Annotated in this window: 28 protein-coding genes and 1 rRNA gene; 16 read left to right on the top strand and 13 right to left on the bottom strand. The window is 76.9% G+C overall.

Going from position 1 to position 25626, the window contains the following annotated elements:
* Positions 1 to 4 precede the first annotated feature (4 nt).
* Complete coding sequence (locus ACI79Z_RS01670) at positions 5 to 457, bottom strand: DUF309 domain-containing protein (protein WP_456901480.1); 453 nt, start codon at positions 455 to 457, stop codon at positions 5 to 7.
* A gap of 176 nt (positions 458 to 633) precedes the next feature.
* Between ACI79Z_RS01670 and egtA the strand changes: the two genes are divergently transcribed.
* The 9 genes from egtA to egtE all read left to right on the top strand — a co-directional run bounded on the left by egtA (position 634) and on the right by egtE (position 9119).
* Positions 634 to 1932, top strand: coding sequence for an ergothioneine biosynthesis glutamate--cysteine ligase EgtA (gene egtA, locus ACI79Z_RS01665; protein ID WP_456901479.1), 1299 nt, complete (start codon positions 634 to 636; stop codon positions 1930 to 1932).
* On the top strand, positions 1929 to 3221 hold the full coding sequence (gene egtB, locus ACI79Z_RS01660; RefSeq protein ID WP_456901478.1) for an ergothioneine biosynthesis protein EgtB: 1293 nt from the start codon (positions 1929 to 1931) through the stop codon (positions 3219 to 3221). Before egtA ends, egtB begins: the two co-directional genes overlap by 4 nt.
* A 2-nt stretch (positions 3222 to 3223) precedes the next feature.
* Positions 3224 to 3913 carry an ergothioneine biosynthesis protein EgtC gene (gene egtC, locus ACI79Z_RS01655; protein ID WP_456901477.1) on the top strand — a complete coding sequence of 230 codons (690 nt, stop codon included), beginning with the start codon at positions 3224 to 3226 and terminating at the stop codon, positions 3911 to 3913.
* Between the two features lie 24 nt (positions 3914 to 3937).
* Positions 3938 to 4900, top strand: a complete 963-nt coding sequence (egtD, locus tag ACI79Z_RS01650) for an L-histidine N(alpha)-methyltransferase (protein ID WP_456901476.1) — start codon at positions 3938 to 3940, stop codon at positions 4898 to 4900.
* A gap of 93 nt (positions 4901 to 4993) precedes the next feature.
* Positions 4994 to 5809 carry a DUF4397 domain-containing protein gene (locus tag ACI79Z_RS01645; protein WP_456901475.1) on the top strand — a complete coding sequence of 272 codons (816 nt, stop codon included), beginning with the start codon at positions 4994 to 4996 and terminating at the stop codon, positions 5807 to 5809.
* A 1-nt stretch (position 5810) separates the two neighbouring features.
* Positions 5811 to 6446, top strand: a complete 636-nt coding sequence (locus ACI79Z_RS01640) for a class F sortase (RefSeq protein ID WP_456901474.1) — start codon at positions 5811 to 5813, stop codon at positions 6444 to 6446.
* Between the two features lie 101 nt (positions 6447 to 6547).
* Positions 6548 to 7147 carry an RNA polymerase sigma factor gene (locus tag ACI79Z_RS01635; protein ID WP_387994162.1) on the top strand — a complete coding sequence of 200 codons (600 nt, stop codon included), beginning with the start codon at positions 6548 to 6550 and terminating at the stop codon, positions 7145 to 7147.
* Complete coding sequence (locus tag ACI79Z_RS01630) at positions 7128 to 7979, top strand: anti-sigma factor (protein WP_456901473.1); 852 nt, start codon at positions 7128 to 7130, stop codon at positions 7977 to 7979. The genes ACI79Z_RS01635 and ACI79Z_RS01630 overlap by 20 nt, the downstream gene beginning before the upstream one ends.
* 9 nt (positions 7980 to 7988) lie before the next feature.
* Complete coding sequence (gene egtE / locus ACI79Z_RS01625) at positions 7989 to 9119, top strand: ergothioneine biosynthesis PLP-dependent enzyme EgtE (RefSeq protein ID WP_387994157.1); 1131 nt, start codon at positions 7989 to 7991, stop codon at positions 9117 to 9119.
* A gap of 25 nt (positions 9120 to 9144) precedes the next feature.
* Here egtE and ACI79Z_RS01620 read toward each other — a convergent pair whose 3' ends face one another.
* Positions 9145 to 10539 carry an 8-oxoguanine deaminase gene (locus ACI79Z_RS01620; RefSeq protein ID WP_456901472.1) on the bottom strand — a complete coding sequence of 465 codons (1395 nt, stop codon included), beginning with the start codon at positions 10537 to 10539 and terminating at the stop codon, positions 9145 to 9147.
* A gap of 133 nt (positions 10540 to 10672) precedes the next feature.
* On the opposite strand from ACI79Z_RS01620, the gene ACI79Z_RS01615 reads away from it, so the two are divergent.
* Genes ACI79Z_RS01615 through pucD form a run of 3 tightly spaced genes read left to right on the top strand, consistent with a single transcriptional unit; the run spans position 10673 to position 14399 of the window.
* Complete coding sequence (locus tag ACI79Z_RS01615) at positions 10673 to 11548, top strand: FAD binding domain-containing protein (RefSeq protein ID WP_456901471.1); 876 nt, start codon at positions 10673 to 10675, stop codon at positions 11546 to 11548.
* The gene (locus tag ACI79Z_RS01610) at positions 11539 to 12027 is read left to right on the top strand and encodes a (2Fe-2S)-binding protein (protein ID WP_387994148.1); all 489 of its coding nucleotides are present in this window, start codon (positions 11539 to 11541) and stop codon (positions 12025 to 12027) included. The genes ACI79Z_RS01615 and ACI79Z_RS01610 overlap by 10 nt, the downstream gene beginning before the upstream one ends.
* The gene (pucD, locus tag ACI79Z_RS01605) at positions 12024 to 14399 is read left to right on the top strand and encodes a xanthine dehydrogenase subunit D (RefSeq protein ID WP_456901470.1); all 2376 of its coding nucleotides are present in this window, start codon (positions 12024 to 12026) and stop codon (positions 14397 to 14399) included. The genes ACI79Z_RS01610 and pucD overlap by 4 nt, the downstream gene beginning before the upstream one ends.
* Here pucD and ACI79Z_RS01600 read toward each other — a convergent pair.
* On the bottom strand, positions 14386 to 15126 hold the full coding sequence (locus tag ACI79Z_RS01600; protein WP_387994142.1) for an SDR family NAD(P)-dependent oxidoreductase: 741 nt from the start codon (positions 15124 to 15126) through the stop codon (positions 14386 to 14388). The genes pucD and ACI79Z_RS01600 overlap by 14 nt on opposite strands.
* A 27-nt stretch (positions 15127 to 15153) precedes the next feature.
* The gene (alc, locus tag ACI79Z_RS01595) at positions 15154 to 16149 is read right to left on the bottom strand and encodes an allantoicase (protein ID WP_387994139.1); all 996 of its coding nucleotides are present in this window, start codon (positions 16147 to 16149) and stop codon (positions 15154 to 15156) included.
* 83 nt (positions 16150 to 16232) lie between these two features.
* On the opposite strand from alc, the gene ACI79Z_RS01590 reads away from it, so the two are divergent.
* A complete protein-coding gene (locus ACI79Z_RS01590) occupies positions 16233 to 16394 on the top strand; it encodes a hypothetical protein (RefSeq protein WP_387994136.1) in 162 nt (53 codons plus the stop codon).
* Positions 16395 to 16430: 36 nt separating this feature from the next.
* Here the strand turns inward: ACI79Z_RS01590 and allB are convergent, their stop codons facing one another.
* The 8 genes from allB to ACI79Z_RS01550 are packed head-to-tail and all read right to left on the bottom strand — an operon-like array spanning position 16431 to position 23251.
* A complete protein-coding gene (gene allB / locus ACI79Z_RS01585) occupies positions 16431 to 17744 on the bottom strand; it encodes an allantoinase AllB (protein WP_456901469.1) in 1314 nt (437 codons plus the stop codon).
* Complete coding sequence (locus ACI79Z_RS01580; RefSeq protein WP_456901468.1) at positions 17741 to 18364, bottom strand: urease accessory protein UreD; 624 nt, start codon at positions 18362 to 18364, stop codon at positions 17741 to 17743. Before ACI79Z_RS01580 ends, allB begins: the two co-directional genes overlap by 4 nt.
* A 56-nt stretch (positions 18365 to 18420) precedes the next feature.
* Positions 18421 to 19095, bottom strand: a complete 675-nt coding sequence (ureG, locus tag ACI79Z_RS01575) for an urease accessory protein UreG (RefSeq protein ID WP_456901467.1) — start codon at positions 19093 to 19095, stop codon at positions 18421 to 18423.
* On the bottom strand, positions 19085 to 19723 hold the full coding sequence (locus ACI79Z_RS01570) for an urease accessory protein UreF (RefSeq protein WP_387994124.1): 639 nt from the start codon (positions 19721 to 19723) through the stop codon (positions 19085 to 19087). The genes ureG and ACI79Z_RS01570 overlap by 11 nt, the downstream gene beginning before the upstream one ends.
* A 15-nt stretch (positions 19724 to 19738) precedes the next feature.
* On the bottom strand, positions 19739 to 21460 hold the full coding sequence (locus ACI79Z_RS01565; RefSeq protein ID WP_456901466.1) for an urease subunit alpha: 1722 nt from the start codon (positions 21458 to 21460) through the stop codon (positions 19739 to 19741).
* On the bottom strand, positions 21460 to 21762 hold the full coding sequence (locus ACI79Z_RS01560; protein WP_387994118.1) for an urease subunit beta: 303 nt from the start codon (positions 21760 to 21762) through the stop codon (positions 21460 to 21462). Before ACI79Z_RS01560 ends, ACI79Z_RS01565 begins: the two co-directional genes overlap by 1 nt.
* Complete coding sequence (locus ACI79Z_RS01555) at positions 21759 to 22061, bottom strand: urease subunit gamma (RefSeq protein ID WP_387994115.1); 303 nt, start codon at positions 22059 to 22061, stop codon at positions 21759 to 21761. The genes ACI79Z_RS01560 and ACI79Z_RS01555 overlap by 4 nt, the downstream gene beginning before the upstream one ends.
* Positions 22062 to 22120: 59 nt before the next feature.
* Positions 22121 to 23251: an epoxide hydrolase family protein gene (locus ACI79Z_RS01550; RefSeq protein ID WP_456901465.1), complete on the bottom strand. Its 1131-nt coding sequence runs from the start codon at positions 23249 to 23251 to the stop codon at positions 22121 to 22123.
* A gap of 110 nt (positions 23252 to 23361) precedes the next feature.
* Here ACI79Z_RS01550 and ACI79Z_RS01545 point away from each other — a divergent pair, with 110 nt between their 5' ends.
* The 3 genes from ACI79Z_RS01545 to ACI79Z_RS01535 are packed head-to-tail and all read left to right on the top strand — an operon-like array spanning position 23362 to position 25357.
* The gene (locus ACI79Z_RS01545) at positions 23362 to 23724 is read left to right on the top strand and encodes a GntR family transcriptional regulator (protein WP_387994108.1); all 363 of its coding nucleotides are present in this window, start codon (positions 23362 to 23364) and stop codon (positions 23722 to 23724) included.
* Entirely contained in the window at positions 23721 to 24662 is a 942-nt protein-coding gene (locus tag ACI79Z_RS01540) for an ABC transporter ATP-binding protein (protein WP_456901464.1), read from the top strand. Before ACI79Z_RS01545 ends, ACI79Z_RS01540 begins: the two co-directional genes overlap by 4 nt.
* Positions 24659 to 25357: a hypothetical protein gene (locus tag ACI79Z_RS01535; protein ID WP_456901463.1), complete on the top strand. Its 699-nt coding sequence runs from the start codon at positions 24659 to 24661 to the stop codon at positions 25355 to 25357. The genes ACI79Z_RS01540 and ACI79Z_RS01535 overlap by 4 nt, the downstream gene beginning before the upstream one ends.
* Before the next feature lie 151 nt (positions 25358 to 25508).
* Here the strand turns inward: ACI79Z_RS01535 and rrf are convergent.
* Positions 25509 to 25625: ribosomal RNA gene (gene rrf, locus ACI79Z_RS01530) — 5S ribosomal RNA — on the bottom strand.
* Between the last annotated feature and the right edge of the window lies 1 nt (position 25626).

The raw sequence follows: 25626 nt of genomic DNA, 5'->3' as shown, positions 1-25626 counted from the left end.
GGGGTCAGTCCCGGCCGCGCAGCCGGAACGGCCGGTCGGCGGCGAGCGGCTCCCGCGCCCAGGCCACCAGGCCCGCGACGTCGATCCCGTGCGGCGGCGCGGCCGCGTAGGGCGCCACGTTGCCCGCGCCGCGCTCGACCAGCCGGGCGGCGCCGCGCCCGTTGCCGCGGGCGGCGTGGGTCAGCCCGACGGCGAGCTGCGCCAGCCCGCGCCACAGCTGCCGCTCGTGCTCGGGCGCGGCCTTCCACGCGTCCTCCAGCACCTCGTGGGCGTGGAACGGGCGCCCGGCGTCGAGCAGCCGCTGCGCCTCGGTCAGCGCCTCGTCCGGCGTGCGCGGCACCCCCTCCGGCGCGCGCTCCTCGCCCACCGCGCCGCGGGGCAGCGGGCGGCCGAGGGCGTCGCGCGGCCGGGCGTTGCGGGCCCGCCCCGCGGCGTCCCGGTCCCGGGGGGCATCCACCGGACGATCCTCGCGCGAACACCGGACGACGGCGCGGTGCGTCCTCCGGCCCCGGGGGTTGTCACAGGCGCCGTGTAGTGCATGGATGTCAGCCGAGGACGGCCCCTGCGCGAGGCCGCCCCCGCACCGACCCGCGGTCGTTCGCGACCGGTCCGGACCTGGAGGGGGTGGGCCCCGTGGGCCCTGCCGTCGAGGAGCGCACCGCGCTCGACCTCGAGACCGCCGTCGCCACCGTCACCGCCACCGCGCTGCGGCCCGGTCCGGTCGGCCGGGTCGGCCTGGAGCTCGAGGCGCACCTGGTCGACCTCGACGCCCCGGCCGCCCGGGTGCCCTGGGACCGGGTGTGCGCCGCGGTGGCCGGGGTGCCGCCGCTGCCCGGCGGCAGCCGGGTGACCCTGGAGCCCGGCGGGCAGGTCGAGCTGTCCGGGCCGCCGCTGCCCGGCGCCGCGGCCGCGGTGGCCGCGCTGCGCGCCGACCGCGCCGTCCTCGCCGCCGCGCTGGCCCCCCACCGGCTCGGGCTGGCGCCGGTGGGCGCCGACCCGCTGCGCCGCCCGGCCCGGGTGAGCCCCGCGCCGCGCTACCGCGCGATGGAGCGGCACTTCACCGCCGTCGGCTGCGGCCCGGCCGGGACGGCGATGATGACCGCGACCGCGTCGCTGCAGGTCAACCTGAACGCCGGCCCGCGCAGCGGGTGGAGCCGCCGCGTGGCGCTGGCCCACCAGCTCGGCCCGGTGCTGGTCGCCGTCTCGGCGTGCTCGCCGCTGCTCGGCGGGCGGGTCACCGGCTGGCGCTCGACGCGGCAGCAGGTGTGGGGCGCCCTCGACCAGGCGCGCTGCGGCCCCATCCTCGGCGGCGCCGACCCGGCCGGCGAGTGGGCGGCGTACGCGCTGGCCGCGCCGGTGATGCTGGTCCGCGACCCGGACACCGGCGACGCCGAGCCGGTGCTGACCCGCACCCGCTTCGCCGACTGGGTGACCGGCGCGGTCCCGCTGGGCGGGCGCCGGCCCACCCCGGCCGACCTGGACTACCACCTGTCCACGCTGTTCCCGCCGGTGCGGCTGCGCGGCTACCTGGAGATCCGCTACCTCGACGCCGCCCCCGAGCCGTGGTGGCCGGCGCTGGCCGCGGTCACCGCGGCGCTGCTCGACGACCCCGCCGCCGCCGACGCCGCCGCCGAGGCGACCGCGCCGGTCGCCGGCGCCTGGACCCGCGCCGCCCGCGACGGGCTGGCCGACCCGGAGCTGCGCGCCGCCGCGGTGCGCTGCCTGGCCGCCGCGCTGCCCGCCGTCGACCCGGACCTGCGTGACGACGTCGCCGCGCTCGCCGGGCTGGCCGGGCGCGGCCGCGGCCCCGGCGACGTCCTGGCCGGCGCCGCCGGCGCCGGCGGCCCCGCGGCCGCCCTGGCCGCCGCCACCGAGACCGCCCCGCAGACCGCCACCGAGACCGCCCCCGTCGACCCGGAGGTGCACCCGTGAGCACGACGCACGAGCGGCTCGCCCGCGAACTGGAGACCGCCCGGCAGCGGACGCTGCTGCTCACCGACCTCGACGAGCCCGAGCTGCTGCGCCAGCACAGCCCGCTGATGAGCCCGCTGGTGTGGGACCTCGCGCACGTCGGCCAGCAGGAGGACCTGTGGCTGCTGCGCCACGGCGACGCCCGCCGCGCCGGCCTGCTCCCGCCCGCCGTCGAGGCGCTCTACGACGCCTTCACCCACCCGCGCGCGGTCCGGGACCGGCTGCCGCTGCTGCCGCCGGTGGAGGCGCGCTCGTTCGTCGCCGAGGTGCGCGGCCGGGTGCTCGACCGGATCGGGCGCGCCGGGCCGGACGACGACCCGTTCGACGTCGCGATGGTCGTCAGCCACGAGGCCCAGCACACCGAGACGATGCTGCAGACGCTCGGGCTGCGCGTCGGTCCGCCGGTGCTGGGCACGGGCGGCCCGCTGCCGGCCGGCCGGCCCGGGGTGGCCGGGACGTCGGTGCCCGTGCCCGCCGGGCCGTTCGTGATGGGCGTGGACGCCGCCGACGAGCCGTTCGCGCTGGACAACGAGCGCGGCGCGCACGTGGTCGACGTGCCCGCCTTCCGCATCGGCCGGGTGCCGGTGACCAACGCCGAGTACGCGGCGTTCGTCGCCGACGGCGGCTACGACACCCCCGGCTGGTGGTCGCCGCGGGGCTGGGCGCACCGGCAGGAGGCCGGGCTCGAGCGGCCGCTGTACTGGGGCCCGGGCGGCGCCCGCACCCGCTTCGGCGTGCTCGAGGACGTCCCGCCCGACGAGCCGGTCCAGCACGTCACGTTCTTCGAGGCCGAGGCGTACGCGGCGTGGGCCGGCGCCCGGCTGCCCACCGAGGCGGAGTGGGAGAAGGCCGCCGCGTGGGACCCGGCGACCGGCCGCCGGCGCCGCTGGCCCTGGGGCGACGCCGGCCCGACGCCGGCGCTGGCCAACCTGGGCGGGTCGGCGCTGCGCCCGGCGCCGGTGGGCGCCTACCCGGCGGGTGCGTCGGCGTACGGCGTGGAGCAGGCGGTCGGCGACGTCTGGGAGTGGACGTCGTCGGGCTTCGAGGCCTATCCCGGGTTCACGCCGATGCTCTACGCCGACTACTCGGCGCCCTTCTTCGGCGGCGACTACCGGGTGCTGCGCGGCGGCTCGTGGGCGGTGGACCCCTCCATCCTGCGGCCGTCGTTCCGCAACTGGGACCACCCGGTGCGGCGGCAGGTGTTCAGCGGCATCCGGCTGGCGTGGGACGTCGACGAGGCGGGTGCCTGACCGTGTGCCGTCACCTCGCCTGGCTGGGGCGGCCGCGGTCGGTGGCCTCGCTGGTCCTCGAGCCGCCGTCGTCGCTGCTGGCGCAGTCCTGGGCGCCGCGGCGGCAGCGGTACGGCACCGTGAACGCCGACGGCTGGGGCGTCGGCTTCTTCGCCCCCGGTCGGGCGGAGCCGGTGCGGTGGCGCTCGGCGCGGCCGCTGTGGGCCGACCCGTCGTTCGCCTCGGTGGCGCCGGTGCTGGAGTCCGGGTGCGTGGTGGCCGCGGTCCGCTCGGCGACGGTGGGCATGCCGCTGGAGGAGAGCGCCGCGGCGCCGTTCACCGACGGCCGCTGGCTGCTGTCGCACAACGGCCGGGTCGACCGCGCGGTGCTCCCGCCGGTGCGCGACGCCGAGTCGACGGTGGACAGCGCGCTGCTGGCCGCGCTCGTGTTCTCCCGCGGCCCGGACCGGCTCGGCGACACCGTGCGCGAGGTGGCCGCCGCCGACCCCGCCGCGCGGCTCAACCTGCTCGCCGCCGACGGCACCCGGCTGCTGGCCACGACCTGGGGCGACACGCTCTCCGCCCTGGTCACCGCCGAGGGGACGGCGGTGGCCAGCGAACCCTGGGACGACGACCCCGCGTGGACCGACGTGCCCGACCGCTCGCTGGTCGAGGTGACCCCGGACGGCCTGACCGTCACCCCGCTGACCTGACCCGCCCGCGAGCCGAGGAGACCCGTGACGACGACCCGCCACCTCGCCCCCGCCGACGTCGCGGCCGCGCTGCGCGCCGACGCCCTCGCCGGGCTGACCGCGACGCCGAAGGCACTGCCGCCGCGCTGGTTCTACGACGCCCGCGGCAGCGAGCTGTTCGACGAGATCACCCGGCTGCCCGAGTACTACCCGACCCGCGCCGAGCGGGCGGTGCTGGCCGCGCACGCCGGGGAGGTCGCCGCGGCCTCCGGCGCCGAGGTGCTCGTCGAGCTGGGCAGCGGCACGTCGGAGAAGACCCGCCTGCTGCTGGACGCGCTGACCCGGGCCGGCACGCTGCGGCGGTTCGTCCCCTGCGACGTCGACCCGTCGGTGCTCGCCGCCGCCGCGGAGGCGGTCACCGCCGAGTACCCGGGCATCGCCGTCGACCCCGTCGTCGGGGACTTCACCGCGCACCTGGGCCTGCTGCCCCGCGGCGGGCGGCGGCTGGTGGCCTTCCTCGGCTCGACGATCGGCAACCTCGAACCCGGCCCGCGGGCGGCGTTCCTGGCCGAGCTGGCCGGCACGCTCGCGCCCGGTGACTCCTTCCTGCTCGGCACCGACCTGGTCAAGGACCCCGGCCGGCTAGTCCGCGCCTACGACGACGCCGCCGGCGTCACCGCGGAGTTCAACCGCAACGTGCTGCGGGTGCTGGACCGCGAGCTCGGCGCCGACTTCGACCCGGCGGCGTTCGACCACGTCGCGGTGTGGGACCCGGCGGACGAGTGGATCGAGATGCGGCTGCGCGCGCGGACCGCGCAGGTGGTCACCGTGCTGGCGCTGGACCTGACCGTGCGCTTCGCCGCGGGCGAGGAGATGCGCACCGAGGTGTCGGCGAAGTTCCGCCGGGAGGGCGTCGAGGCCGAGCTGGCGGCGGCCGGCCTGCGGACGACGCACTGGTGGACCGACCCGGACGGCGACTTCGCCGTGTCCCTCTCGGTTCCGGCCTAGTCCCGCCTTTCGCGCGCGGAAGGCGGGACCTGCATCCGGACCTGCGGGGACGCCGGAAGAGGAGGTGTCAGCACCCCGACACCGGAGGACCCCGTGACCCGGACCCGCACCCTCGGCCTCGCCACCGTCGCCGGAGCCGGCGCGCTCGTCGCGCTGGGCGCCACGCCGGCCGCAGCGGCCGACACCGCCACCGTCTCTGTGCTGCACGCCGTCCCGGACACCCCGGTCGACGTGTACGCCAACGGCGAGCGGCTGGTCGACGACTTCCAGCCCGGCACGCTCACCGACCCGCTGTCGCTGCCGGCGGGCTCCTACGACCTGGCGCTGTTCCCCGCCGACGCCGCCGACGGCTCGGGCACGCCGCTGCTGTCCGCGGACGGCGTCGCGGTGCCTGCCGGCGCGAACGCCACCGTGGTCGCGCACCTGACCGCGGAGGGGCAGCCGGCGCTCACCCCGTTCGTCAACGACACCGCCGCGGTCCCCGCGGGCCAGGGCCGGGTCGTGGTGCGGCACGTGGCGGCCGCCCCGGCGGTCGACGTTCGCGCCGGCGGCCAGGTGGTCGCGCCGGACCTCGCCAACCCCGACGAGGCGTCGCTCGAGGTGCCGGCCGGCACGGTCAGCGCCGACGTCGTCCTGGCGGGCACCTCCACCGTGGCGCTCGGCCCGGCCGACCTCGCGGTCACGGAGGGCGCCACGACGGTCGTCTACGCGTGGGGCTCGCAGGACGCCGGCTTCGAGCTCGCCGTCCAGACGATCGGCGGCGGGCACTCGGCGCCGTCCGGGGTCCCCGGCGGCAGCGCCGGGCTGGCCGACGACGACGGCCTGCCGCTGCCGCTGCTCGGCCTGTCCGCCCTCGGCCTGGTCGGCGCCGGCCTGGCCGCCCGCCGGCTGGCCACCACCCGGGCCTGACGTGCGACCCGCCGCCGCCGGCGTGGCCCTGGGCCTGGCCCTCGCCGTGGGCGTGCCCACCGCGTGGGAGCTGACCCGGCCCCCGGCGGCGGCGGGCGCGCCGGTCGAGCAGGTGCTCGGCACACCGGCCGCTCCCCCTCCGGCGCCGGGGCCGGCCGTCCGCGACGCCGCCCCGGCGCCGGCACCCGCTGTCGTCCCGCCCGTCCGGCTGCAGGTGCCCGCGCTCGGCGTCGACGCGCCGGTCGACCCGGCCGGGGTCGCCGGCGACGGGCAGATGGCGCTGCCGGACGACGTCGCCCGGGCCGGCTGGTACCGGTTCGGCCCGGCACCCGGGGCGCCCGGCTCCGCGGTCCTCGCCGGCCACGTCGACGACGCCGAGCAGGGCCTGGGCGCGCTTGCCCGACTGCGCTCGGCCGAGCCGGGGCAGGAGGTGCTCGTCACCGACGTCGCCGGCGCGACGACGCGGTGGCGGGTGGTCGCGCGCGAGCTGCTCGACAAGCAGGCGCTGCCGGTGGACCTGCTCTTCACGCGCGAGGGGCCGCCGCGGCTGACGCTGGTCACCTGCGGCGGACCGTTCCTCCCCGACGTCGGCGGCTACCGCGACAACGTCGTCGTCGTGGCGGAGCCGGTCGCATGACGGTCGAAGGACCTCCCTGCCCCCCACCGCTCGCACGCTCGCGGCGGGCCCCTGCAGGAAGGCCATCCCGGATCGACCGGACGGGCCCTAGGGTCGGTGCGGTGGACAGCCAGGCGGAGCCGGCGCCCTCGGGCGCGGCCGAGCCGGACGACGCCGAGGTCGCCCGGCGCTTCGCCGCGGGCGAGGAGCAGGCGCTGGCCTGGGCCTACGAGCGGTGGGCGGCGCTGGTGCACGGCATGGGGGTGCGCGCGTTCGGCCCCGGGCCCGACGCCGAGGACGTCACCCAGCAGACCTTCGTCTCCGCCTGGACCGGCCGGGCCGGCTACCGCGCCGACCAGGGCCCGCTGCCGGGCTGGCTGGTCGGCATCTGCCGCCACAAGATCGCCGACACGTGGGCGCGGCGGGACCGCCAGCGGCGCGCCGCCGAGGCCGCGCTGGCCGAGGCTCAGGCGGCGCCGCCCGGCGGACAGGCCCCGGTGGACAGCACGGTCGCCGACCGGGTGCTGCTGCTCGGCGAGCTGGACCGCCTCGGCCAGCCGCAGCGCGGCATCATCGAGCTCGCCTTCTTCGCCGACCTCACGCACGTGCAGATCGCCGAGCGCACCGGCCTGCCGCTGGGGACGGTCAAGAGCCACATCCGGCGCACCCTCGAGCGCCTGCGCGACCGGTTGGAGGTGGGCGGTGCCGCACTGCACGCCTGAGGACCTCGCGCTGGCCGCGCTCGGCGAGCCGCTCCCCGACGACGCCGCGCACCTGGCCGGCTGCGCGGCCTGCGGCGCCGAGGTGGCGCGGCTGCGCCGGGCCGTCGACGCGCTGGCCGTGCCGGAGCTCGCCGCCTCCGGGCCGCCGGTCGCGCCGCCGCCGTCGCTGTGGGCGGGGATCGCCGCGGCCACCGGCGTGCGCGTGGCGCCGCGCCCGGGCGTCGTCGCGGCGTCGGGGCCCCCGGCCGGCCCGGTGCCCGACGTCGTCCCGGTGGCGCCGCCCGTCCCCGGGGCCCCGCCGGTGCCCGAGGAGCCGGTGCCCCACGAGCCGGACGAGCCGATCCCGCCGGTCGCGCCGGTCGCGCCGGTCGTGCCGGTCGTGCCGGTCGTGCCGCTGCGGCCGCGGCGGTCGCGGCTGGCGCTCGCCGCCGCGGCGGCGCTGGTGGCGGGGCTGGCCATCGGCGCCGGGGCGGTCGCGCTCGGCAACCGGGACGACGCCGGGGAGCCGGTCGCCGCGACCGTGCTCGACCCGCTGGAGGGCAGCGACGCCTCCGGACGCGCCGAGGTGGTCGAGCGGGCCGACGGCACGCGGGTGCTGCAGGTCGAGCTCACCGCCGGCGCGCCGGAGGAGGGCTACTACGAGGCGTGGCTGCTGACGGAGTCGGTGTCCGGGCTGGTCCCGCTGGGCGTCGTCCGCGCGGGCACCGAGGAGTTCGAGCTGCCCGCGGGCCTGGACCTGGCCGAGTACCCGGTCGTCGACGTCTCGGTGGAGCCGCTCGACGGCGACCCGGCCCACTCCGGGGTCTCCATCGTCCGCGGGCAGCTGTCCTAGCGTCAGGGAGTGACCGCGCTCGACCTGCTGCTCCCCCACGACGACCTCGCCGACTCCTGGCGCGCCGCCCGCCCCCGCCCGGCGGGCCGGCACCTGGACTCGGCGGCCTGCAGCCGGCAGAGCAACCGGGTGCTCGAGGCGGTCGCGCACCACGCCCGGCACGAGGCGGAGCTCGGCGGCTACGTGGCCGAGGCGACCGCGGGCGACCTGCTCCAGCAGGGCCGCAGCGTCATCGGCGGGCTGGTCGGCATGGCCGCCGCCGACGTCGTCTTCGTGGAGTCCGCGCAGGCCGCGCTCACCGCGCTGCTGGCCGCCTGGCGGCTGCCGGCCGGCACGCGGGTGGCCTGCCCGCCCGGGGAGTACGCGCCGAACGCCGCCCTGCTGCGCGCCGCGGGGCTGGTGCCCGAGCCGATGGCCGTCGACGGCGACGGGCGGGTCGACGTCGCCGCGCTCGAGCGGTCGCTGGCCGCCGGCCCGCCGCGGTTCGTGCACCTCACGCACGTGGCCAGCCACCGCGGCGTCGTCCAGCCGGCGGCCGAGGTCGCGGCGCTGTGCCGGGCGCACGGCGTGCCGCTGGTGCTCGACGCCGCCCAGTCGCTCGGGCACGTCGACGTCGACCTCGGCGCCGACGTCGTCTACTCGACCTCGCGCAAGTGGCTGGCCGGCCCGCGCGGGGTCGGTGTCCTGTGCGCGCGGCCGGCGGTGGCCGCGGAGCTGGTCCCGGCCCTCCCCGCCCCGGCCGACCTGCCGCCCCTGCGCGCGCTGGAGAGCGGCGAGGCGCACGTGGCCGGCCGCGTCGGGCTGGTCCTCGCCGTCGGAGAGCACCTGGCCGCGGGCCCGCACCGGGTGCGCGAGCGGCTGGCCGCGCTGGGCCGGGCGGCGCGGCGGGTCCTCGACGGCGCCGGCGGCTGGCGGGTGGTGGAGCCGCTCGACGAGCCGACCGCGACCACGACGCTGCGCCCGCCGGACGGCGTCGACGTCGTCGCCACCCGGGCGCGGCTGCTCACCGAGCACGGCGTCGTCACCACGGCGGTCGAGCCCGGTCGCGCGCCGGCGGAGCTGACCGGCTGGGTGCTGCGGGTGTCCCCGCACGTCGACGGCACCCTCGACGACCTCGAGGCCCTCGCCGCCGCCCTCTGATCCGCCTTTCGCGCGCGAAAGGCGACTACAGGGTCGCCTGGATGCGCTCGCTCACCCGGCGGTGGACGGCGAGCTGCTCGTCGAGGCCGGGGTGCACGGGCACGCCGTCCTCCACCACGAACCGCCCGCCGACGACGGTGTGCCGCGCGGCCACCGGCCCACAGCGCAGCCACGCCTCCACCGGGTCGCTCAGCGCACCCGCGAACGCCGGCCCGGTCAGCGGCCAGACGGCCAGGTCGCCGCACGCGCCCACCGACAGCTCCCCGATCTCGCCGGTGCGCCCGAGGCAGGCGGCGCCGCCGCGGGTGGCGATCTCCAGCGCGTCGCGGGCGCCGAACGACCCGGCGCCGTGCCGCAGCTTGCCCTGCAGCATCGCCGTCCGGGCCTCCAGCCACAGCGACGCCGCGTCCGCCGACGCCGACCCGTCCACGCCCAGCCCCACCGGCGCCCCGGCCGCCCGCAGCTCGGCCACCGGCGACAGGCCGCTGCCCAGCACCATGTTCGACGACGGGCAGTGCGCGGCACCCACCCGCGCAGCGCCGAGCCGGGTCACCTCCTCGGCCGAGGGCCACACCACGTGGGCCAGCCACACCCGGTCGGACATCCAGCCGACGTCGGCCAGGTAGTCGACCGGGCGGCGGCCGAAGCGCTCCAGGCAGAACGCGTCCTCGTCCTGCGTCTCGGCGAGGTGGGTGTGCAGCCGGACGTCGAGCCGCTCGGCCAGCTCCGCCGTCCGCGTCATAAGCTCCGTCGACACGCTGAACGGTGAGCAGGGCGCCAGCGCGATGCGGGTCAGCGCGTGCGGGGAGCGGTCGTGGTGGGCGTCCACCAGGCGCTGCGACTCGGCCAGGACCTCGTCGTCGTCCTGGACGACGGAGTCCGGCGGCAGCCCGCCGTCCTTCACCGACAGCGACATCGACCCGCGGGTGAAGTGCGACCGCACGCCGAGGTCCTGCGCCGCGCGCACCTCGGCGCCGATCAGGTCGCCGGCACCGCGCGGGTGCACGTAGAGGTGGTCGGTCGAGGTGGTGCAGCCGGCCAGCGCGAGCTCGGTGAGCCCGACGTAGGCCGACACGTACGCGGCCTCCTCGTCCAGCCGCGCCCACAGCGGGTACAGGGTGACCAGCCACTCGAAGAGCCCGCCGGTCAGCGCGGGCGCGAACGAGCGGGTGAGGTTCTGGTACAGGTGGTGGTGGGTGTTGACCAGCCCGGGCGTCACCAGGCAGCCGCGCGCGTCGACCGTGCGGGCCGCGACCGGCCGCGGGTCCCCGGGCCCGCCGACCCCGCTCACCACCCCGCCGGTCACGGCGACCCAGCCGCCGGCGATCTCCCGCCGGCCGTCGTCGACGGTGGCGAGCAGGTCGGCATCGTGGACGAGCAGATCGGCAGAGGGCACCAGCAGGTCGGCGGTCGTCTCCACCCGCGGCATCCTGCCGACCGCGTGTGAACACGGCGAGTCGCCACGTGCCGTCAGGCAACCCGGCCGGAACGAACCGGGGCTACCGTGACCGTCCCCCGGGAACCCGGCCCGCCTGATCCGACCAGGAGCGACGATGGACTTCCTGCAGCCCACGACGTGGGCGGAGGCGCTGGAGGCGAAGGCCGCCCACCGCGACGCCGTGCCCATCGCCGGGGGCACCGACGTCATGGTCGGGATCAACTTCGGCCGGCTGCGCCCGCCGCTGCTGCTGGACCTCACGCGGGTCGCCGAGCTGCAGACCTGGGAGCCCGACGACGGTGCCGTGCGGCTGGGCGCCGGCGTCCCCTACGCCCGGGTCATCGCCGAGCTCGGCGACCGGCTGCCGGGGCTGGCGATGGCCGCCCGCACCATCGGCTCGCCGCAGATCCGCAACCGGGGCACCGTCGGCGGCAACCTGGCCACCGCCTCCCCGGCCGGCGACGCGCACCCCGCGCTGCTGGCCGCCGGCGCCGAGGTCGAGGTGGCGTCGGTCCGCGGCACCCGCCGGATCCCGGTCGCCGAGTTCTACACCGGCGTCAAGCGCTCCGCGCTGGCCGACGACGAGCTGATCGCCGCCGTGCGGATCACCCCGCCCGCCGGCCCGCAGCAGTACAGCAAGATCGGCACGCGCAACGCCATGGTCATCGCCGTCGCCGCGTTCGGGCTGGCGCTGCACCCCGACCGCCGCGCCGTCGGCACCGGCATCGGGTCGGCGGCGCCCACGCCGCGCCGCGCCCCCGCCGCCGAGGAGTTCCTCGCCGGGGAGCTCGACGGCCTGTGGGAGTCCCGCGCCGAGCTGCCGCCGGCCACCGCCGCCCGCTTCGGCGAGCTGGTGGCCGGGGCGGCGGCGCCCATCGACGACGTCCGCGGCACCGCCCGCTACCGCGTCCACGCACTCTCGGTCATGGCCCGGCGCACGCTGACCTGGGCCTGGGCCGACTACCGGAAGGGGGACCCGACGTGCGCCTGACCTGCACCGTCAACGGCACGCCGCAGCAGGTGGACGACGTCTGGGAGGGCGAGAGCCTGCTGTACGTGCTGCGTGAGCGGATGGGCCTGCCCGGCTCGAAGAACGCCTGCGAGCAGGGCGAGTGCGGCTCGTGCACCGTCTACCTCGACGGGCTGCCGGTGTGCGCCTGCCTGGTCGCCGCCGGGCAGGCGCAGGGCCGGGAGGTCGGCACCGTCGAGGGGCTGGCGGGCGAGGACGGGCTGCACCCGGTCCAGGAGGCGTTCCTCGAGGCCGGCGCCGTCCAGTGCGGCTTCTGCACGCCCGGGCTGCTGGTGGCCACCGACGACCTGGTCCGCCGCGCCCGCGACGAGGGCCGCAGGCCCGCCGACGCCGAGATCCGCGAGGCGCTGGCCGGGAACCTCTGCCGCTGCACCGGCTACGAGAAGATCCTGGACGCCGTCCGGCTCGCGGCCGACCGCATGGCAGGTGACGCGCGATGAGCACCCCCACCCGCGCCCCGAGCGGCGCCCCCTCCCACCTGACCGGCCCCGGCAGCGGCGGCGGGGTCGGCACCGACGCGCAGCGCCCCGACGGCGTCCTCAAGGTCCGCGGCGAGTTCGCCTACGCCAGCGACCTGTGGACCGACGACATGCTGTGGGGCGTCACGCTGCGCAGCCCCCACCCCTACGCCCGGATCCGCTCGATCGACGTCGGCCCGGCGCTGGCCGTCCCCGGCGTGCACGCCGTCCTCACCTCCGACGACGTCCCCGGCGAGAAGGTCTACGGCCTCGAACTGGCCGACCAGCCGGTGCTCGCCCTCGACGTCGTCCGCTACCAGGGCGAGCCGGTGGCGCTGGTCGCCGCCGACCACCCCGACACCGCCCGGCGCGCCGCGGCGCGGATCGTCGTCGACTACGACGTCTGGGAGCCGGTCACCGACGCCCGCGCGGCGCTGGGCCACCCCACCTGGAACCAGGTGCACGACGCGCCGGCCGAGGTCACCGAGCTCAGCCGGGAGAGCGCGCACCTGCACCCGCACGGCAACCTGGTGCGCCACCTCAAGGTCCGCAAGGGCGACCCCGCGCCCACCGCGGACGTCGTCGTGGTCGGCGAGTACGAGGTCGGCATGCAGGACCAGGCGTTCCTGGGCCCGGAGTCCGGGCTGGCGGTGCCCGCCGAGGACGGCGGCGTCGACCTGTACGTGGCCACCCAGTGGCTGCACGTGGACCAGCGCCAGGTCTGCGCGGCGCTGGGCATGCCGCCGGAGCGGGTGCGGCTGACCCTGGCCGGCGTCGGCGGCGCGTTCGGCGGCCGCGAGGACCTGTCGATGCACGTGCACGCCTGCCTGCTCGCGCTGCACACCGGCCGGCCGGTGAAGATGTCCTACAACCGCGAGGAGTCCTTCTTCGGCCACGTGCACCGCCACCCGGCGACCATGCGCTACGAGCACGGCGCCACCCGCGACGGCGACCTGGTCTACGTGAAGGCGGAGATCCACTTCGACGGCGGCGCCTACGCCTCCAGCACGCCGGCGGTCGTGGGCAACGGCGGCACGATGGGCATCGGCCCCTACGTCGTCCCCAACGTGCACGTCGACTGCTACGGCGCGTACACCAACAACCCGCCGTGCGGCGCCATGCGGGGGTTCGGGTCGGTGCAGACCGCCTTCGCCTACGAGGCGCAGATGGACGCGCTCGCCGCCGAGCTCGGCATGGACCCGGTCGAGCTGCGCTGCCGCAACGCGATGGAGCAGGGCTCGGAGACGCCCACCGGCCAGGTGGTCGACAGCCCCGCGCCCGTCGCGGAGCTGCTGCGCCGGCTGGAGGCGATGCCGCTGCCCCCGGCGCCCGCCACCGGCGACGACGTCGACCTGCGGCACATGCCCGGCGGCGTCTCCAACACCACCCACGGCGAGGGGGTGCGCCGCGGCGTCGGGTACGCCGTCGCCTACAAGAACGTGGCCTTCTCCGAGGGCTTCGACGACTACTCGACCGCGCGGGTGCGGCTGGAGGTGGTCGGCGGCGAGGCGGTCGCGACCGTGCACACCGCGGCGGCCGAGGTCGGCCAGGGCCTGGTCACCGTGGAGCAGCAGATCGCCCGCACCGAGCTCGGCGTGGACGCCGTCGTCCTCCACCCGAAGGACACCGGCGTCGGGTCGGCCGGGTCCAGCTCGGCGTCCCGGCAGACCTACGTCACCGGCGGCGCGGTCAAGGCCGCGTGCGAGGCGGTCCGCGGCCGGGTGCTGGAGCTCGCGCGGTCCGCCGTCGGCCGGCCGGTGGCCGACCTGCGGCTGGACGGCGGGAAGGTCGTGTCCGACCTCGAGGGCGTGGCACTCCCGCTGGCCGACGTGCTCGGCGACGAGGCGGTCGAGGAGATCGTCGAGTGGCGGCACCGGCCGACCCAGGCGATCGACCCCGAGACCGGCCAGGGCTTCGCGCACGTGCAGTACGCCTTCTCCGCGCACCGGGCCGTGGTCGACGTCGACACCGAGCTGGGCCTGGTCAAGGTCGTGGAGATGGCCTGCACGCAGGACGTCGGCAAGGCGATCAACCCGCAGGCCGTCGTCGGGCAGATCCAGGGCGGCACCGCGCAGGGGCTGGGCCTGGCGGTGATGGAGGAGATCCTGGTCCGCGACGGCCGGGTGCAGAACCCGTCGTTCACCGACTACCTCATCCCGACCGTGCTCGACATGCCGCCGATGCGCATCGAGGTGCTGGAGTACGCCGACCCGCACGCGCCCTACGGCCTGCGCGGCGTCGGCGAGGCACCCAACATCTCCTCCGGCCCCGCGGTGCTCGCCGCGATCCGCCAGGCGACCGGCCTGCCGCTGCGCCGCGTGCCCGTCCGCCCGGAGCACGTCACCCGGACCTGATCCCCGCCAGCCGGTCCATCGCGGCCAGCACGCGGTCCTGCAGGGCCGGGTCCTCCAGGGCGCGCGGCGTCCGCGCGGGACGGCGGCCGGCGGTGTAGCCGCCGGGCCAGTCGCCGGCCGCGGCCAGCGCCACCCGGGCGCCGCCGTCCTCGACGTCGCCCGGCGCGCCCGGGGAGGCCAGCTTGGTGCGCACCCAGCCCGGGTCGACCGCGCCCACCCGCAGGTGCGGCAGGCGCCGGGCCCAGCCGAGGGACAGGACGACGTCGAGCGCCTTGGAGTCGGCGTAGGCGCGCCCCGGTTCCCGCGGGCCGCCGAGATCGTCCGGGTCGACGCGGCCCGAGCCGACCATGCCGCTGCCGAGGAAGACCAGCCGCTCCCGGACCCGCTCGTGCGCCAGGGCGGTGAGCAGGTGCGGGGCGAGCGCGTTGACGGCGAACGCGAGCTCGTGGCCCTGCGCGCTGACCGGCGCGCCGTCCGGCGGCCACACGCCGGCGTTGTGCACGAGCACGTCCAGCTCCCCGAGCTGCCCGGCGAGCGAACGCACCTGGTCGAGGTCGGCCAGGTCGCCGGTGACCAGCCGGACGTCGCCGAGCCGGCCGAGCTCCTCGGCGACCGGGGCGCCGCGGGCCTCGCTGCGCGCGTGCAGGACGACGGTGTGCCCGTCGCCCAGCAGCCGCCGCGCGGCCGCCCGGCCGATGCCGTCGGTGGAGCCCGTGATCGCGATCACTGGACCTGAGTGAGCCACGGACCGGCCCTACCCGCGCGTCGTCGCCTCCCACCGCTGCCGCAGGGCAGCGCGGCCGGCCTCGGTCGGGCGGCCCCACAGCCGCAGCCGGGCCATGCCGCCGTCGGGGAAGACGTCCAGCCGCACCGCGGTCACCGCGGCGTCGCCGGGCAGGACGAACCGGTGCCGGGTGTCGGGCTGCAGCGGCGTGCGGGGCAGCAGCTCCACCTCGGCGCCGTCCGCCGTCCGGCCGGTCAGGGCCGCCGCGCCGGGCGCGTTGCCGAGGAACCACGACGTGTCGAGCTCGGCGAGGGTCACGGTGCCCTCGCAGGCCAGCGCCACGTCGACCCAGTCGTTGCCGTCGTCGCGGCGGCGGGCGTTCTCCCAGCCCTCGCCCATCGAGCGGGCCTCGCCACGGCCGATGAGCTGGTGCGGGCTGCCGTAGAAGGCGTTGCTCACCCCGGTCACCCGGCCGCCGTTCTCCAGCGCGGCGAGGTCGCACGGGCCGGCGTCGACCAGGCGCGGGTCGGGCACGACCTCGCCGTGCACCCGCAGCCGCGCGACGCCGCCGTCGGGGTGGATGGACAGCCGCACGTGCGTCACCCGCGGCCCCGGCTCGACGGCGAAGCGGTTCGCCGTCCCGCCGGCCAGGTCCGACAGCGGCAGCAGCGGGGACCAGTCGGCGTCGGCCAGCGCGGACGCCGGGGGGTGCCCCTCGACGGAGGCGCCCTCCAGCGCGGCCCGCGGCGGGTAGTTGCCGAGGAAGAACGCGGTGTCGACGACGACCGCGTGCACCACGCCCGGCATGCCGAGGCGCACGACCGCCCAGTCGTGCCCGGGCTCGCGCCGCCGGCGGGTCTCCCAGCCGTCGTACTCCTTGCCGCGGGCGCCGAAGTCGTCGCGCGCCCGCGCCGGCCCGGGCAGGACCAGGTTCTCCTTGCCGGCGAAGAACTCGTCGTTGGCGGCGACCACGGCGCCGCCCTGGGTGCGGACGGCGAGGTCGGGCAGGTCGAACGGGTCGCTCACGGGGCTCCTCGGGGTTCGGCGGGGGTCACTGTCGCACGGGCGGGGTAGGGGGCCGGGGTCAGCGAGAGATCCGAGGAGGCCCCGTGTCCGAACCCACCGACGACCTGCGCGAGCGCGCCCGTGAGCACGTCCGGCAGATGCCGGCCGAGACCGCGCTGGGCAACGCCGACCCCGCCGGCGGCTCCACCGACGACCCGAAGATCATGGACCAGGCCGCCCGCGAGGAGGGCGAGCAGCAGTCCTGACCGGTTCCGCCATTCGCGCGCGGATGGCGGGTCTCGTCAGCGGCTCCCCCGGTCGAGCAGCCGGCCGAGGGGGCTGCCGTCGGCCTCGCGCCCCCGCAGCCAGGTCCGCCGGACGACACCGGTGAGCTCCCGCCCCGCGTACGGGGTCATGGGGTTGCGGTGCTCGAGCCGGCTCACGGTGAACCGCTCGTCCGGCGCGAAGGCCACCAGGTCGGCGTCCCTCCCGACGGAGATCGCGCCCTTGCCCGGCAGCCCGGCCAGCCGCGCCGGCGCCGCCGACATCCAGCGCACCACCTCCGCCAGCGGCACCCCGCGGGCCCGCGCGCCGGTCCACACCGCCGGCAGCGCCACCTGCAGCCCCGCGATGCCGCCCCACGCCAGGCCGAAGTCGCCGACGTCGAGCCGCTTGAGCTCCGGCGTGCAGGGTGAGTGGTCGCTGACCACCATGTCGACGTCGCCGGCCGTCAGCGCGCCCCACAGCGCCTCCCGGTGCACCGTCTCCCGGATCGGCGGGCAGCACTTGTACGCGGTGTCGCCGTCGGGCACCTCCTCGGCGGCGAACGTCAGGTAGTGCGGGCAGGTCTCCGCGGTGATCCGCACACCGGACGCCCGCGCGGCGCGCAGCAGCGGCAGCGCGTCGCCGTCGGCCAGGTGGACGACGTGGCTGCGCGCGCCGGTCTCCCGCGCGGCGTCGACCAGCCGGCCGATCGCCGTCTCCTCCGCCGCGGGCGGGCGGGAGGCGAGGAACGCCGCGTAGCTGGCGCCGGCGGGCTCGGGCGCCGCGCCGATCACCGCCTCGTCCTCGGCGTGCGCGATCAGCAGCCCGTCGAACGACGCCAGCTCGGCCAGCGCGGCGTGCAGCCCGGCGTCGTCCAGCGGCGGGAACTCCGGGACGCCGGAGTCGAGCAGGAAGCACTTGAACCCGACGACGCCGGCCTCGTGCATCGGCCGCAGCTCCGCGAGGTTGCCCGGCACCGCGCCGCCCCAGAAGGCGACGTCGACGGCGACCTGCCCGGCCGCCACCTCCCGCTTGACCCGCAGCGCCTCGACCGTGGTGGTGGCCGGCACGGAGTTCAGCGGCATGTCCACGATCGTGGTGATCCCGCCGGCGGCCGCGGCCCGGGTGGCGGTGGCGAAGCCCTCCCACTCGGTGCGGCCGGGCTCGTTGACGTGCACGTGGCTGTCGACCAGCCCGGGCAGCAGCACCTCGTCGTCGGCGAGGGTGACCGCGCCGGCCGGGACGTCGTCGAAGCCGGTGACCGCGGTGACCACGCCGTCGGCGGTGTGCACCGCGGCGGCGCGCTCGCCGCCGGGCAGCACCACCCGCCGCGCCCGGACGACGAGCGTCACGCCACCGCCTCCACCGCGCGCACCACGGAGTGCAGCTCGGCGCCCCACGCGGTGGCCACCCACCCGTTCTCCAGCGGCAGGCGGACGGCGTCGTCGGCGGTCAGCACCCCGGCAGCCTGCCCCACGTGCACGGTGGAGGCGTAGGCGCGCGGCGCGACCGGCGGCAGCCAGGCCGGCGCCCCCGGCCCCAGGCCGACGGTTGTGTGCACCAGCGGCCGCCCGTCGGCGACCACCCGCGTGGTGCCGGTCCACCGGCCCGGCTCCTCGCCGGTGCGGCCGAGCAGCACCTGCTCGGTGGCGGTGAGCCGGGCGCCGGGCGCCAGCGACGCCGCCAGCCCCGCCCGGTGGTGCGCCCGGGCGGCGACGACGGTGGGCTCCATCCGCAGGTCCAGCGCCCCGGCCACCTCGGCGACGACGCGCTGCACCGAGGGCCGGTCGCCCTCGCGGGCGGGCAGCGCGACGGCGGCGGCCACCGAGCGCACCGCCAGCGTGGCGCCCTCCTCGACCACCAGCCGGACCTCCGCGTCGTCTCCGCCCAGCGGGCCGAACGCCGTCGCCACCAGGTGGACGGCGGACGGACCGGTCCGGCGCACCGCCAGCTGCCCGCTCGCGCGGACCACCGTCAGCACCGTGCGTCCGCCGGGCCCGCGCCGCGCGACGACCTCGACCCGGGTCCTCACGCCCGCTGCAGCCGGCGGGCCCGCACCTGCTCGCGCACCCACTCGGCCACCTCCGTGGCGGCCGGGTCCTCCCGCAGCGAGACGAGCAGGGTCGGCTTGTCCCCGCGCACCACCGCGGAGTCGCGCCGCATCACGTCGAGGTCGGCGCCCACCAGCGGCGCGAGGTCGGTCTTGTTCACCACGAGCAGGTCGCTCGCGGTGACCCCGGGCCCGCCCTTGCGCGGCACCTTGTCCCCGCCGGCGACGTCGACGACGAAGACCTGCACGTCGACGAGCCCGTAGCTGAAGCTCGCCGTCAGGTTGTCCCCGCCGGACTCGACGAGCACCAGCTCCAGCCCGGGGTGGCGCGCCTCGAGCAGCTCGACGGCGTCGAGGTTGGCGGTGATGTCGTCGCGGATCGCGGTGTGCGGGCAGCAGCCGGTCTGCACCGCCTCGATCCGGTCGTCGGGGAGGACGGCGTTGCGGCGCAGGAAGTCGGCGTCCTCGGTCGTGTAGATGTCGTTGGTGACGACGGCGAGGTCGTACTCCGCGCCGAGCGTGCGGCACAGGGCGGCGGCCAGCGCGGTCTTCCCCGAGCCGACCGGGCCGCCGAGCCCGACGCGCAGCGGCCCGCCGTGCCGGTGCGGGACCTCCGCGTCGACGTAGTCCTGGACGTTGTGGTCAGGAGGCAAAGAAGCGGTCCCCTCTCGTGGCGTGCACCTCGGCCAGCAGGTCGAGGAGCGGGTCGGTGTCGGCGGGGATCTCGCCATTCGCGCGCGAGAGGCAGTCCTCGGCGACGGCGTCGATCTCCGGCGCGAGCCGCGCGGTGACGGCGGCGACGGTGAGCGGGTCCATGGCGAGCAGCCGCTGGGCCGCCGTCGCCGGGCCGCTGACCGACAGGTAGGCGGCCGCCGCGGCGGCGTCCCGGGCGGCCAGCCCGCCCGCGGCCGCGGCGACCCCGATCGCGACCGGGTGGTGCGGCGCGGCGGGCAGCGCGTCCCAGGCCGGCGAGGGCCACGCCCGGCGGCCCACCCGCACCAGCCCGCGCCCCTGCTGCCGCGACGCGGCCCGCAGCGCCGGCGACGGCGTCCGCGCGTCCGCCTCCAGGTCGAGCGCCGCGAGGTCCTCCCCTCGGCACGCGGCGGCGGCAAGACCCGCCGCCACCGCACCGGAGGTCGCGAGCCGGCGCAGCAGGAACGCGGCCAGCGATGCCGGGTCCCGCACCAGCCCGGCCGCGACCGCCTGCTCCACCCCGCCGGAGTGCGCGTGCCCGCCCGCGGGGAGCCGCGAGTCGGCCAGGGTCAGCAACGCTGAAGACATGGGGCGAGGTGTCCTCTAGAACAGGAAGTACCGCTGCGCCATCGGCAGCTCGCGCACCGGCTCGGGCTCCCACACCTCGCCGTCCACGGTCACCGTGAAGGTGTCCGGGTCGACCCGGATCTCCGGCAGCGCGGTGTTCTCCGGCATGTCCGCCTTGGTGAGCCGGGTGGTGTCGGTGACCGCGGCCAGCCGCCGGTCGATGGCCAGCCGGTCGCCGAGCCCTGCCTCCAGCGCGGCGGGCGCGACGAAGTGCAGCGAGGTCAGCGCCGGCACCTTCCCGTACGCGCCGAACATCGGCCGCGGCAGCTGCGGCTGCGGCGTCGGGATGGAGGCGTTGGCGTCGCCCATCTGCGCCCACGCGATGACCCCGCCCTTGAGCACCGCGTGCGGGCGGACGCCGAAGAACCGGGGGTCCCACAGCACGAGGTCGGCGAGCTTGCCCGGCTCCACCGAGCCCACCTCGCCGTCGATGCCGTGCGCCACCGCCGGGCAGATCGTGTACTTCGCGACGTACCGGCGGGCGCGGGCGTTGTCCGCGGCGCCGTCGCCGGCCAGCGACCCGCGCTTGCGCTTCATCACGTGCGCCGTCTGCCAGGTGCGCAGGACCACCTCGCCCACCCGGCCCATCGCCTGCGCGTCCGAGCCGATCATCGAGATGGCGCCGAGGTCGTGCAGCAGGTCCTCGGCGGCGATCGTCGTCGGCCGGATCCGGCTCTCGGCGAAGGCGAGGTCCTCCGGCACGGACGAGTCCAGGTGGTGGCAGACCATGAGCATGTCGAGGTGCTCGTCGAGGGTGTTCACGGTGTGCGGCCGGGTCGGGTTGGTCGACGACGGCAGCACGTTCGGGTGCCCGGCCACGGTGATGATGTCCGGCGCGTGACCGCCCCCGGCCCCCTCGGTGTGGTACGCGTGGATCGACCGCCCGGCGATCGCGGCCAGGGTGTCCTCGACGAAGCCGGCCTCGTTGAGCGTGTCCGAGTGCAGCGCCACGGGGACGCCGTTGCGCCCGGCCACGGTCAGGCAGGCGTCGATCGCCGCGGGCGTCGAGCCCCAGTCCTCGTGCAGCTTGAACCCGCTCGCCCCGCCGCGGAGCTGCTCCTCCATCGACTCCTGCGAGACGGTGTTGCCCTTGCCCAGCAGCGCGACGTTGACCGGCCACGGGTCCATCGCCTCGAGCATCCGGGCCAGGTACCAGTCGCCCGGGGTGATCGTGGTGGCCTTCGAGCCCTCCGCCGGGCCGGTGCCCCCGCCGATGAGCGTCGTGACGCCCGAGCCCAGCGCCGTCGGCACGATCTGCGGGCAGATGAAGTGGACGTGGCAGTCGATGCCGCCGGCGGTGAGGATCCGCCCGTTGCCGGCCATCACCTCCGTGCCGGGTCCGATGACCAGGTCCGGGTGGACGCCGTCCATCGTGTCGGGGTTGCCGGCCTTGCCCAGCGCCACGATCCGCCCGTCGCGGACGCCGACGTCGGCCTTGACGACCCCCCCGTGGTCCAGGACGACGGCGCCGGTGATGACCAGGTCGGGCGCGCCCTCGGCCCGGGTGGCGCGGCCCTGCCCCATCGACTCGCGGATGACCTTGCCGCCGCCGAACACCGCCTCCTCACCGGCCCGGCCAGGGCCGCCGCAGCGGTCCTCCTCGACCTCGATCAGCAGGTCGGTGTCGGCCAGCCGGATCCGGTCGCCGGTGGTGGGCCCGTACAGCTGGGCGTAGCGCTCGCGGGACAGCTGCACCATCAGCCGAGCCCTCCCTCGGCGGTGAGGCCGGGGACGACGCGCGCGCCGGCCAGCGGCACCAGCGTCACGGTGCGGGTGATGCCGGGCTCGAACCGGACGGCGGTGCCGGCGGCGACGTCGAGCCGGTGGCCGCGGGCGGCGTCCCGGTCGAACCGCAGCGCCCGGTTGGTCTGCGCGAAGTGGACGTGCGAGCCCACCTGCACGGGCCGGTCGCCGGTGTTGGTCACCTCGAGCTCGGTCCGCGGGGCTCCGGGCAGCGTCTCGATGACGCCCTCGGCCGGGATCACCTCGCCGGGGATCACGGGATGGGCTGGTGGACCGTGACCAGCTTGGTCCCGTCCGGGAAGGTCGCCTCCACCTGCACCTCCTCCAGCAGCTCGGGGACGCCGTCCATGACGTCGTCGCGGGTGAGGACCGTGCGGCCCGACTGCACGAGCTCGGCGACCAGGACGCCGTCGCGGGCGCCCTCCAGCACGTGGTCGGTGACGATCGCCGTCGCCTCCGGGAGGTTCAGCAGCAGCCCCCTCGCGCGCCGTCGGCGGGCGAGGTCGGCGGCGTAGGAGAGCAGCAGGCGCTCCTGCTCGTGCGGGGAGAGGTGCACGCGGGGTCCTCCGGGGGTCGGCGGAGCCCGGACGCTAGTTCCCCGATGTGTCGCGGCGGTTACCGGAGCGGGCGGAAGAACTCCCGGACGTCGGCCACCAGCTCCGCCGGCCGCTCCATCGCCGCGAAGTGCCCGCCGCTGTCGTGCTCGCGCCAGGCCCGCAGGTCGGTCAGCTGCCGCTCGGCCCACGCGCGGGGCGGCACGAAGATCTCGCCGGGGAACATCGACACGCCGCTGGGGACGTCGACCCGCGGCGTCCGCTCCCCCGGCGCCCGCGCCATCTCCCAGTACATCCGCGCCGACGACGTCGCCGTGCCGGTGAACCAGTACACCGAGACGTCGTCGAGCAGCCGGTCGACGCCGAGCACCCCGACCGGGTCGCCGCCGGTGTCGGTCCAGGCGTGGAACTTCTCGAGGATCCACGCGCACTGGCCGGCCGGGGAGTCGGTGAGGCCGTAGCCGAGCGTCTGCGGCCGGGTGCGGTGCTGGTAGCTGTAGGCCGAGCCGTCGTCGCGGAAGGCCCGCATCCGGTCCAGCGCCCGCTGCTCGCGCTCGTCGAACTCGCTCCGGCCCTCCGGCGGGACGGTCACCACCATGTTCAGGTGCATCCCGACCACCCGGTCGGGGTGCCGCGCGCCCAGGTTGGCCGACACGAACGACCCGATGTCCCCGCCCTGGGCGCCGAAGCGCTCGTGCCCGAGCCGGCGCATCAGCTCCGCCCAGGCGTCGGCGGTCCTCGCCGGCCCCCAGCCGGGTGCCGCCGGCTTTCCGCTCCACCCGTAGCCGGGCAGCGACGGGACGACGACGGTGAAGGCGTCGCGCGGGTCCTCGGGGTCGGTCAGCGGGCCGATCACCTCGAGGAACTCGACCACCGAGCCGGGCCAGCCGTGGGTGAGGACCAGCGGCAGGGCGTCCGGGTGCGGCGAGCGGACGTGCAGGGCGTGCACCGGCAACCCGTCGATCTCGGTGACCACCTGCGGGAACGCGTTGATCCGCGCCTGCCGGGCCGGCCAGTCGTACTCCTGGCCCCAGTACCGGCAGACCTCCTGCAGCACGTCCAGCGGGACGCCCTGGGTCCAGCCCTCCGCCGTCGGCGGGTCCGGCCAGCGGGTGCTCCGGAGCCGGCGGCGCAGGTCCTCCACCGCGTCCGCCGGCACGTCGACGGTGAAGGGCCTGACGACGTCGTCCACGAGCGCGACCGTAGCCGGGGTTGACGCCGTCGACGAACCGGTTCTACGGTTCATTACATGAGTAATGAACCCAGGGACCTCGGGGACCCTGGTAGTGGCCGGCACCCCCGGTGAACGAGGACGCCGGCCCGATCTTCCGGCAGGTCGCCGCCCAGATCGAGAACGCGATCGTCGACGGCTCCCTCGCCGAGGAGAGCCAGGCGCCCTCGTCCAACGAGCTCAGCGCCTTCCACCGCATCAACCCCGCCACCGCGGCCAAGGGCCTCAACCAGCTGGTGGCCGACGGGGTCCTCTACAAGAGACGAGGAGTCGGGATGTTCGTCGCCACGGGCGCCCGCGAGCAGCTGCTCAAGCGCCGCCGCAGCGAGTTCGCCGACCAGTACGTCCGCCCCCTGATGACCGAGGCCCACAAGCTCGGCATCTCCACCCGCGAGCTGGCCACCATGATCGACCGCTGGGAGGACGAGCGGTGAGCGACGCCGCCGCCACGCTCACCGACGTGACGATGCGGTACCGGGAGCACACGGCTCTCGACGGCGTCACCACCGGCTTCGCCACCGACGGCATCACCGGCCTGCTCGGCCGCAACGGGGCCGGCAAGACCACGCTCATGCAACTGCTCGCCGGGCACCGGGTGCCCACCAGCGGCCGGGTGCGGGTACTGGGCGCCGACCCCTACGAGGACGACGCCGTCCTGCAGCAGGTCTGCTTCGTCAAGGAGAGCCAGCGATACCCCGACCACTTCCGGGTGCGCGACGCGCTCTCCGCGGCCGCCACCCTCTTCCCCACCTGGGACGAGGACCTGGCCCGCGCACTGGTCGCCGACTTCGACCTGCCGGCGCGCCGGCCGGTCGTCAAGCTCTCCCGCGGCATGGTCTCGGCCGTCGGCATCACCATCGGCCTGGCCTCCCGGGCGCCGCTCACGTTGTTCGACGAGCCGTACCTGGGCCTCGACGCCGTCGCCCGGCAGCTCTTCTACGACCGGCTGATCGCCGACTACGCGGAACAGCCCCGCACGATCGTGCTGTCCACGCACCTCATCGAGGAGATCAGCGGCCTGCTCGAGCACGTGGTGCTCCTCGACGCCGGCCGGGTGCTCCTGGACGACGACGCCGAGCGCCTGCGCGCCTCGGCCCTCACCGTCACCGGGCCCGCCGAGCGGGTGGCGGCCCTGGCGCAGGAGCACGAGCTCCTCACCACCGACGCCCTCGGCGGGTCCGCCCGCGCCGTCGTGCGGCTGTGCCGGCCGGTGGACCCCGGGGACCTGGCCGCGGCCGGGCTGACGGTCGAGCCCACCTCGCTGCAGCAGCTCGTGGTCGCGCTCAGCACGCGTCCCGCCGGGACGCCGTCCGCGGCCGCGGCAGCCCGCACCGCCCGCCCGTCCACGCCCTTCGAGGGAGCCACTCGATGAACCGTGTCCTCGCGGCCGCCCGGCTGCACTCGATGAACCCGCTGCTGACCGTCGGGATCCCCTGGGGCGTCGTGTCGCTCAGCTTCGCGATCAACCTGGCGGTCTGGTCGCTCACCGACGCCGGCACCCAGCCGGGAGGGGGCATCACCGGAGGCGTCGCCTCGCTCTACATCACGGTGCTGGTCGTCTTCGTCCAGTCGGTCACCCAGGTGCTGCCGTTCGCGATGGGCATGAGCCTCAGCCGGCGCACCTTCTACCTGGGGACCGCCCTGGCCGCGGTGGCCGCGGCGCTCGCGTACGGCGTCGCGCTGTCGGTCCTGACGTCGATCGAGGACGCGACCGGCGGCTGGGGGATGAGGCTGAACTTCTGGGCCCCGGGGCAGATGGACGTCGACAACACGGCCCTGCAGGTCCTCGTCTCCGGCGCCCCGATGCTCGCCGCGGCCTTCCTGGGCGTCGCCATCGGCGTGGTGATGAAGCGCTGGGGGCAGTTCGGGATCTGGGGCTTGGTGATCGGCGCGATGGTGGTCTTCGGCGGCCTCGCGGTCCTGGTCTCCTGGCGGGGCTGGTGGGGCGACGTCGGCACCTGGCTCGTCGACGAGTCCGTGCTCACCCTCGCCGTCGCCATCCCGGTGGCCCTGGCGGCCGTGACGGCGGTCCTCTCCTTCACCGGCCTCCGCCGCATCGTCCCCTGACAGCCGACGACGGCATTCCATCCACGGCCCCGGTTCCGTCGTGACGGAACCGGGGCCGTGCGGCATTCCTCCGGGTCCGCCACGTCGACATCGCCCCGGGAATGCCGGAAGGGCCCCGCACCGTGGTGGTGGGGGCCCTTCCTGAATGGTTGTCCGGCGGCGTCCTACTCTCCCACCCCGTCTCCGGGGCAGTACCATCGGCGCTGAGAGGCTTAGCTTCCGGGTTCGGAATGGATCCGGGCGTTTCCCTCTCGCCATGGCCGCCGTAA

It is taken from the genome of Geodermatophilus sp. SYSU D00663 (assembly GCF_054050655.1).
This window is presented reverse-complemented; position numbering and strand designations above follow the sequence as displayed.

Excerpts from the sequence above, each read along its gene's own strand:
- ACI79Z_RS01615 (WP_456901471.1), top strand. The coding sequence starts at position 10,673 with ATGGACTTCCTGCAGCCCACGACGTGGGCGGAGGCGCTGGAGGCGAAG.
- ACI79Z_RS01570 (WP_387994124.1), bottom strand. The coding sequence starts at position 19,723 with ATGTCTTCAGCGTTGCTGACCCTGGCCGACTCGCGGCTCCCCGCGGGC.
- pucD (WP_456901470.1), top strand. The coding sequence starts at position 12,024 with ATGAGCACCCCCACCCGCGCCCCGAGCGGCGCCCCCTCCCACCTGACC.
- ACI79Z_RS01565 (WP_456901466.1), bottom strand. The coding sequence starts at position 21,460 with ATGGTGCAGCTGTCCCGCGAGCGCTACGCCCAGCTGTACGGGCCCACC.
- ACI79Z_RS01535 (WP_456901463.1), top strand. The coding sequence starts at position 24,659 with ATGAACCGTGTCCTCGCGGCCGCCCGGCTGCACTCGATGAACCCGCTG.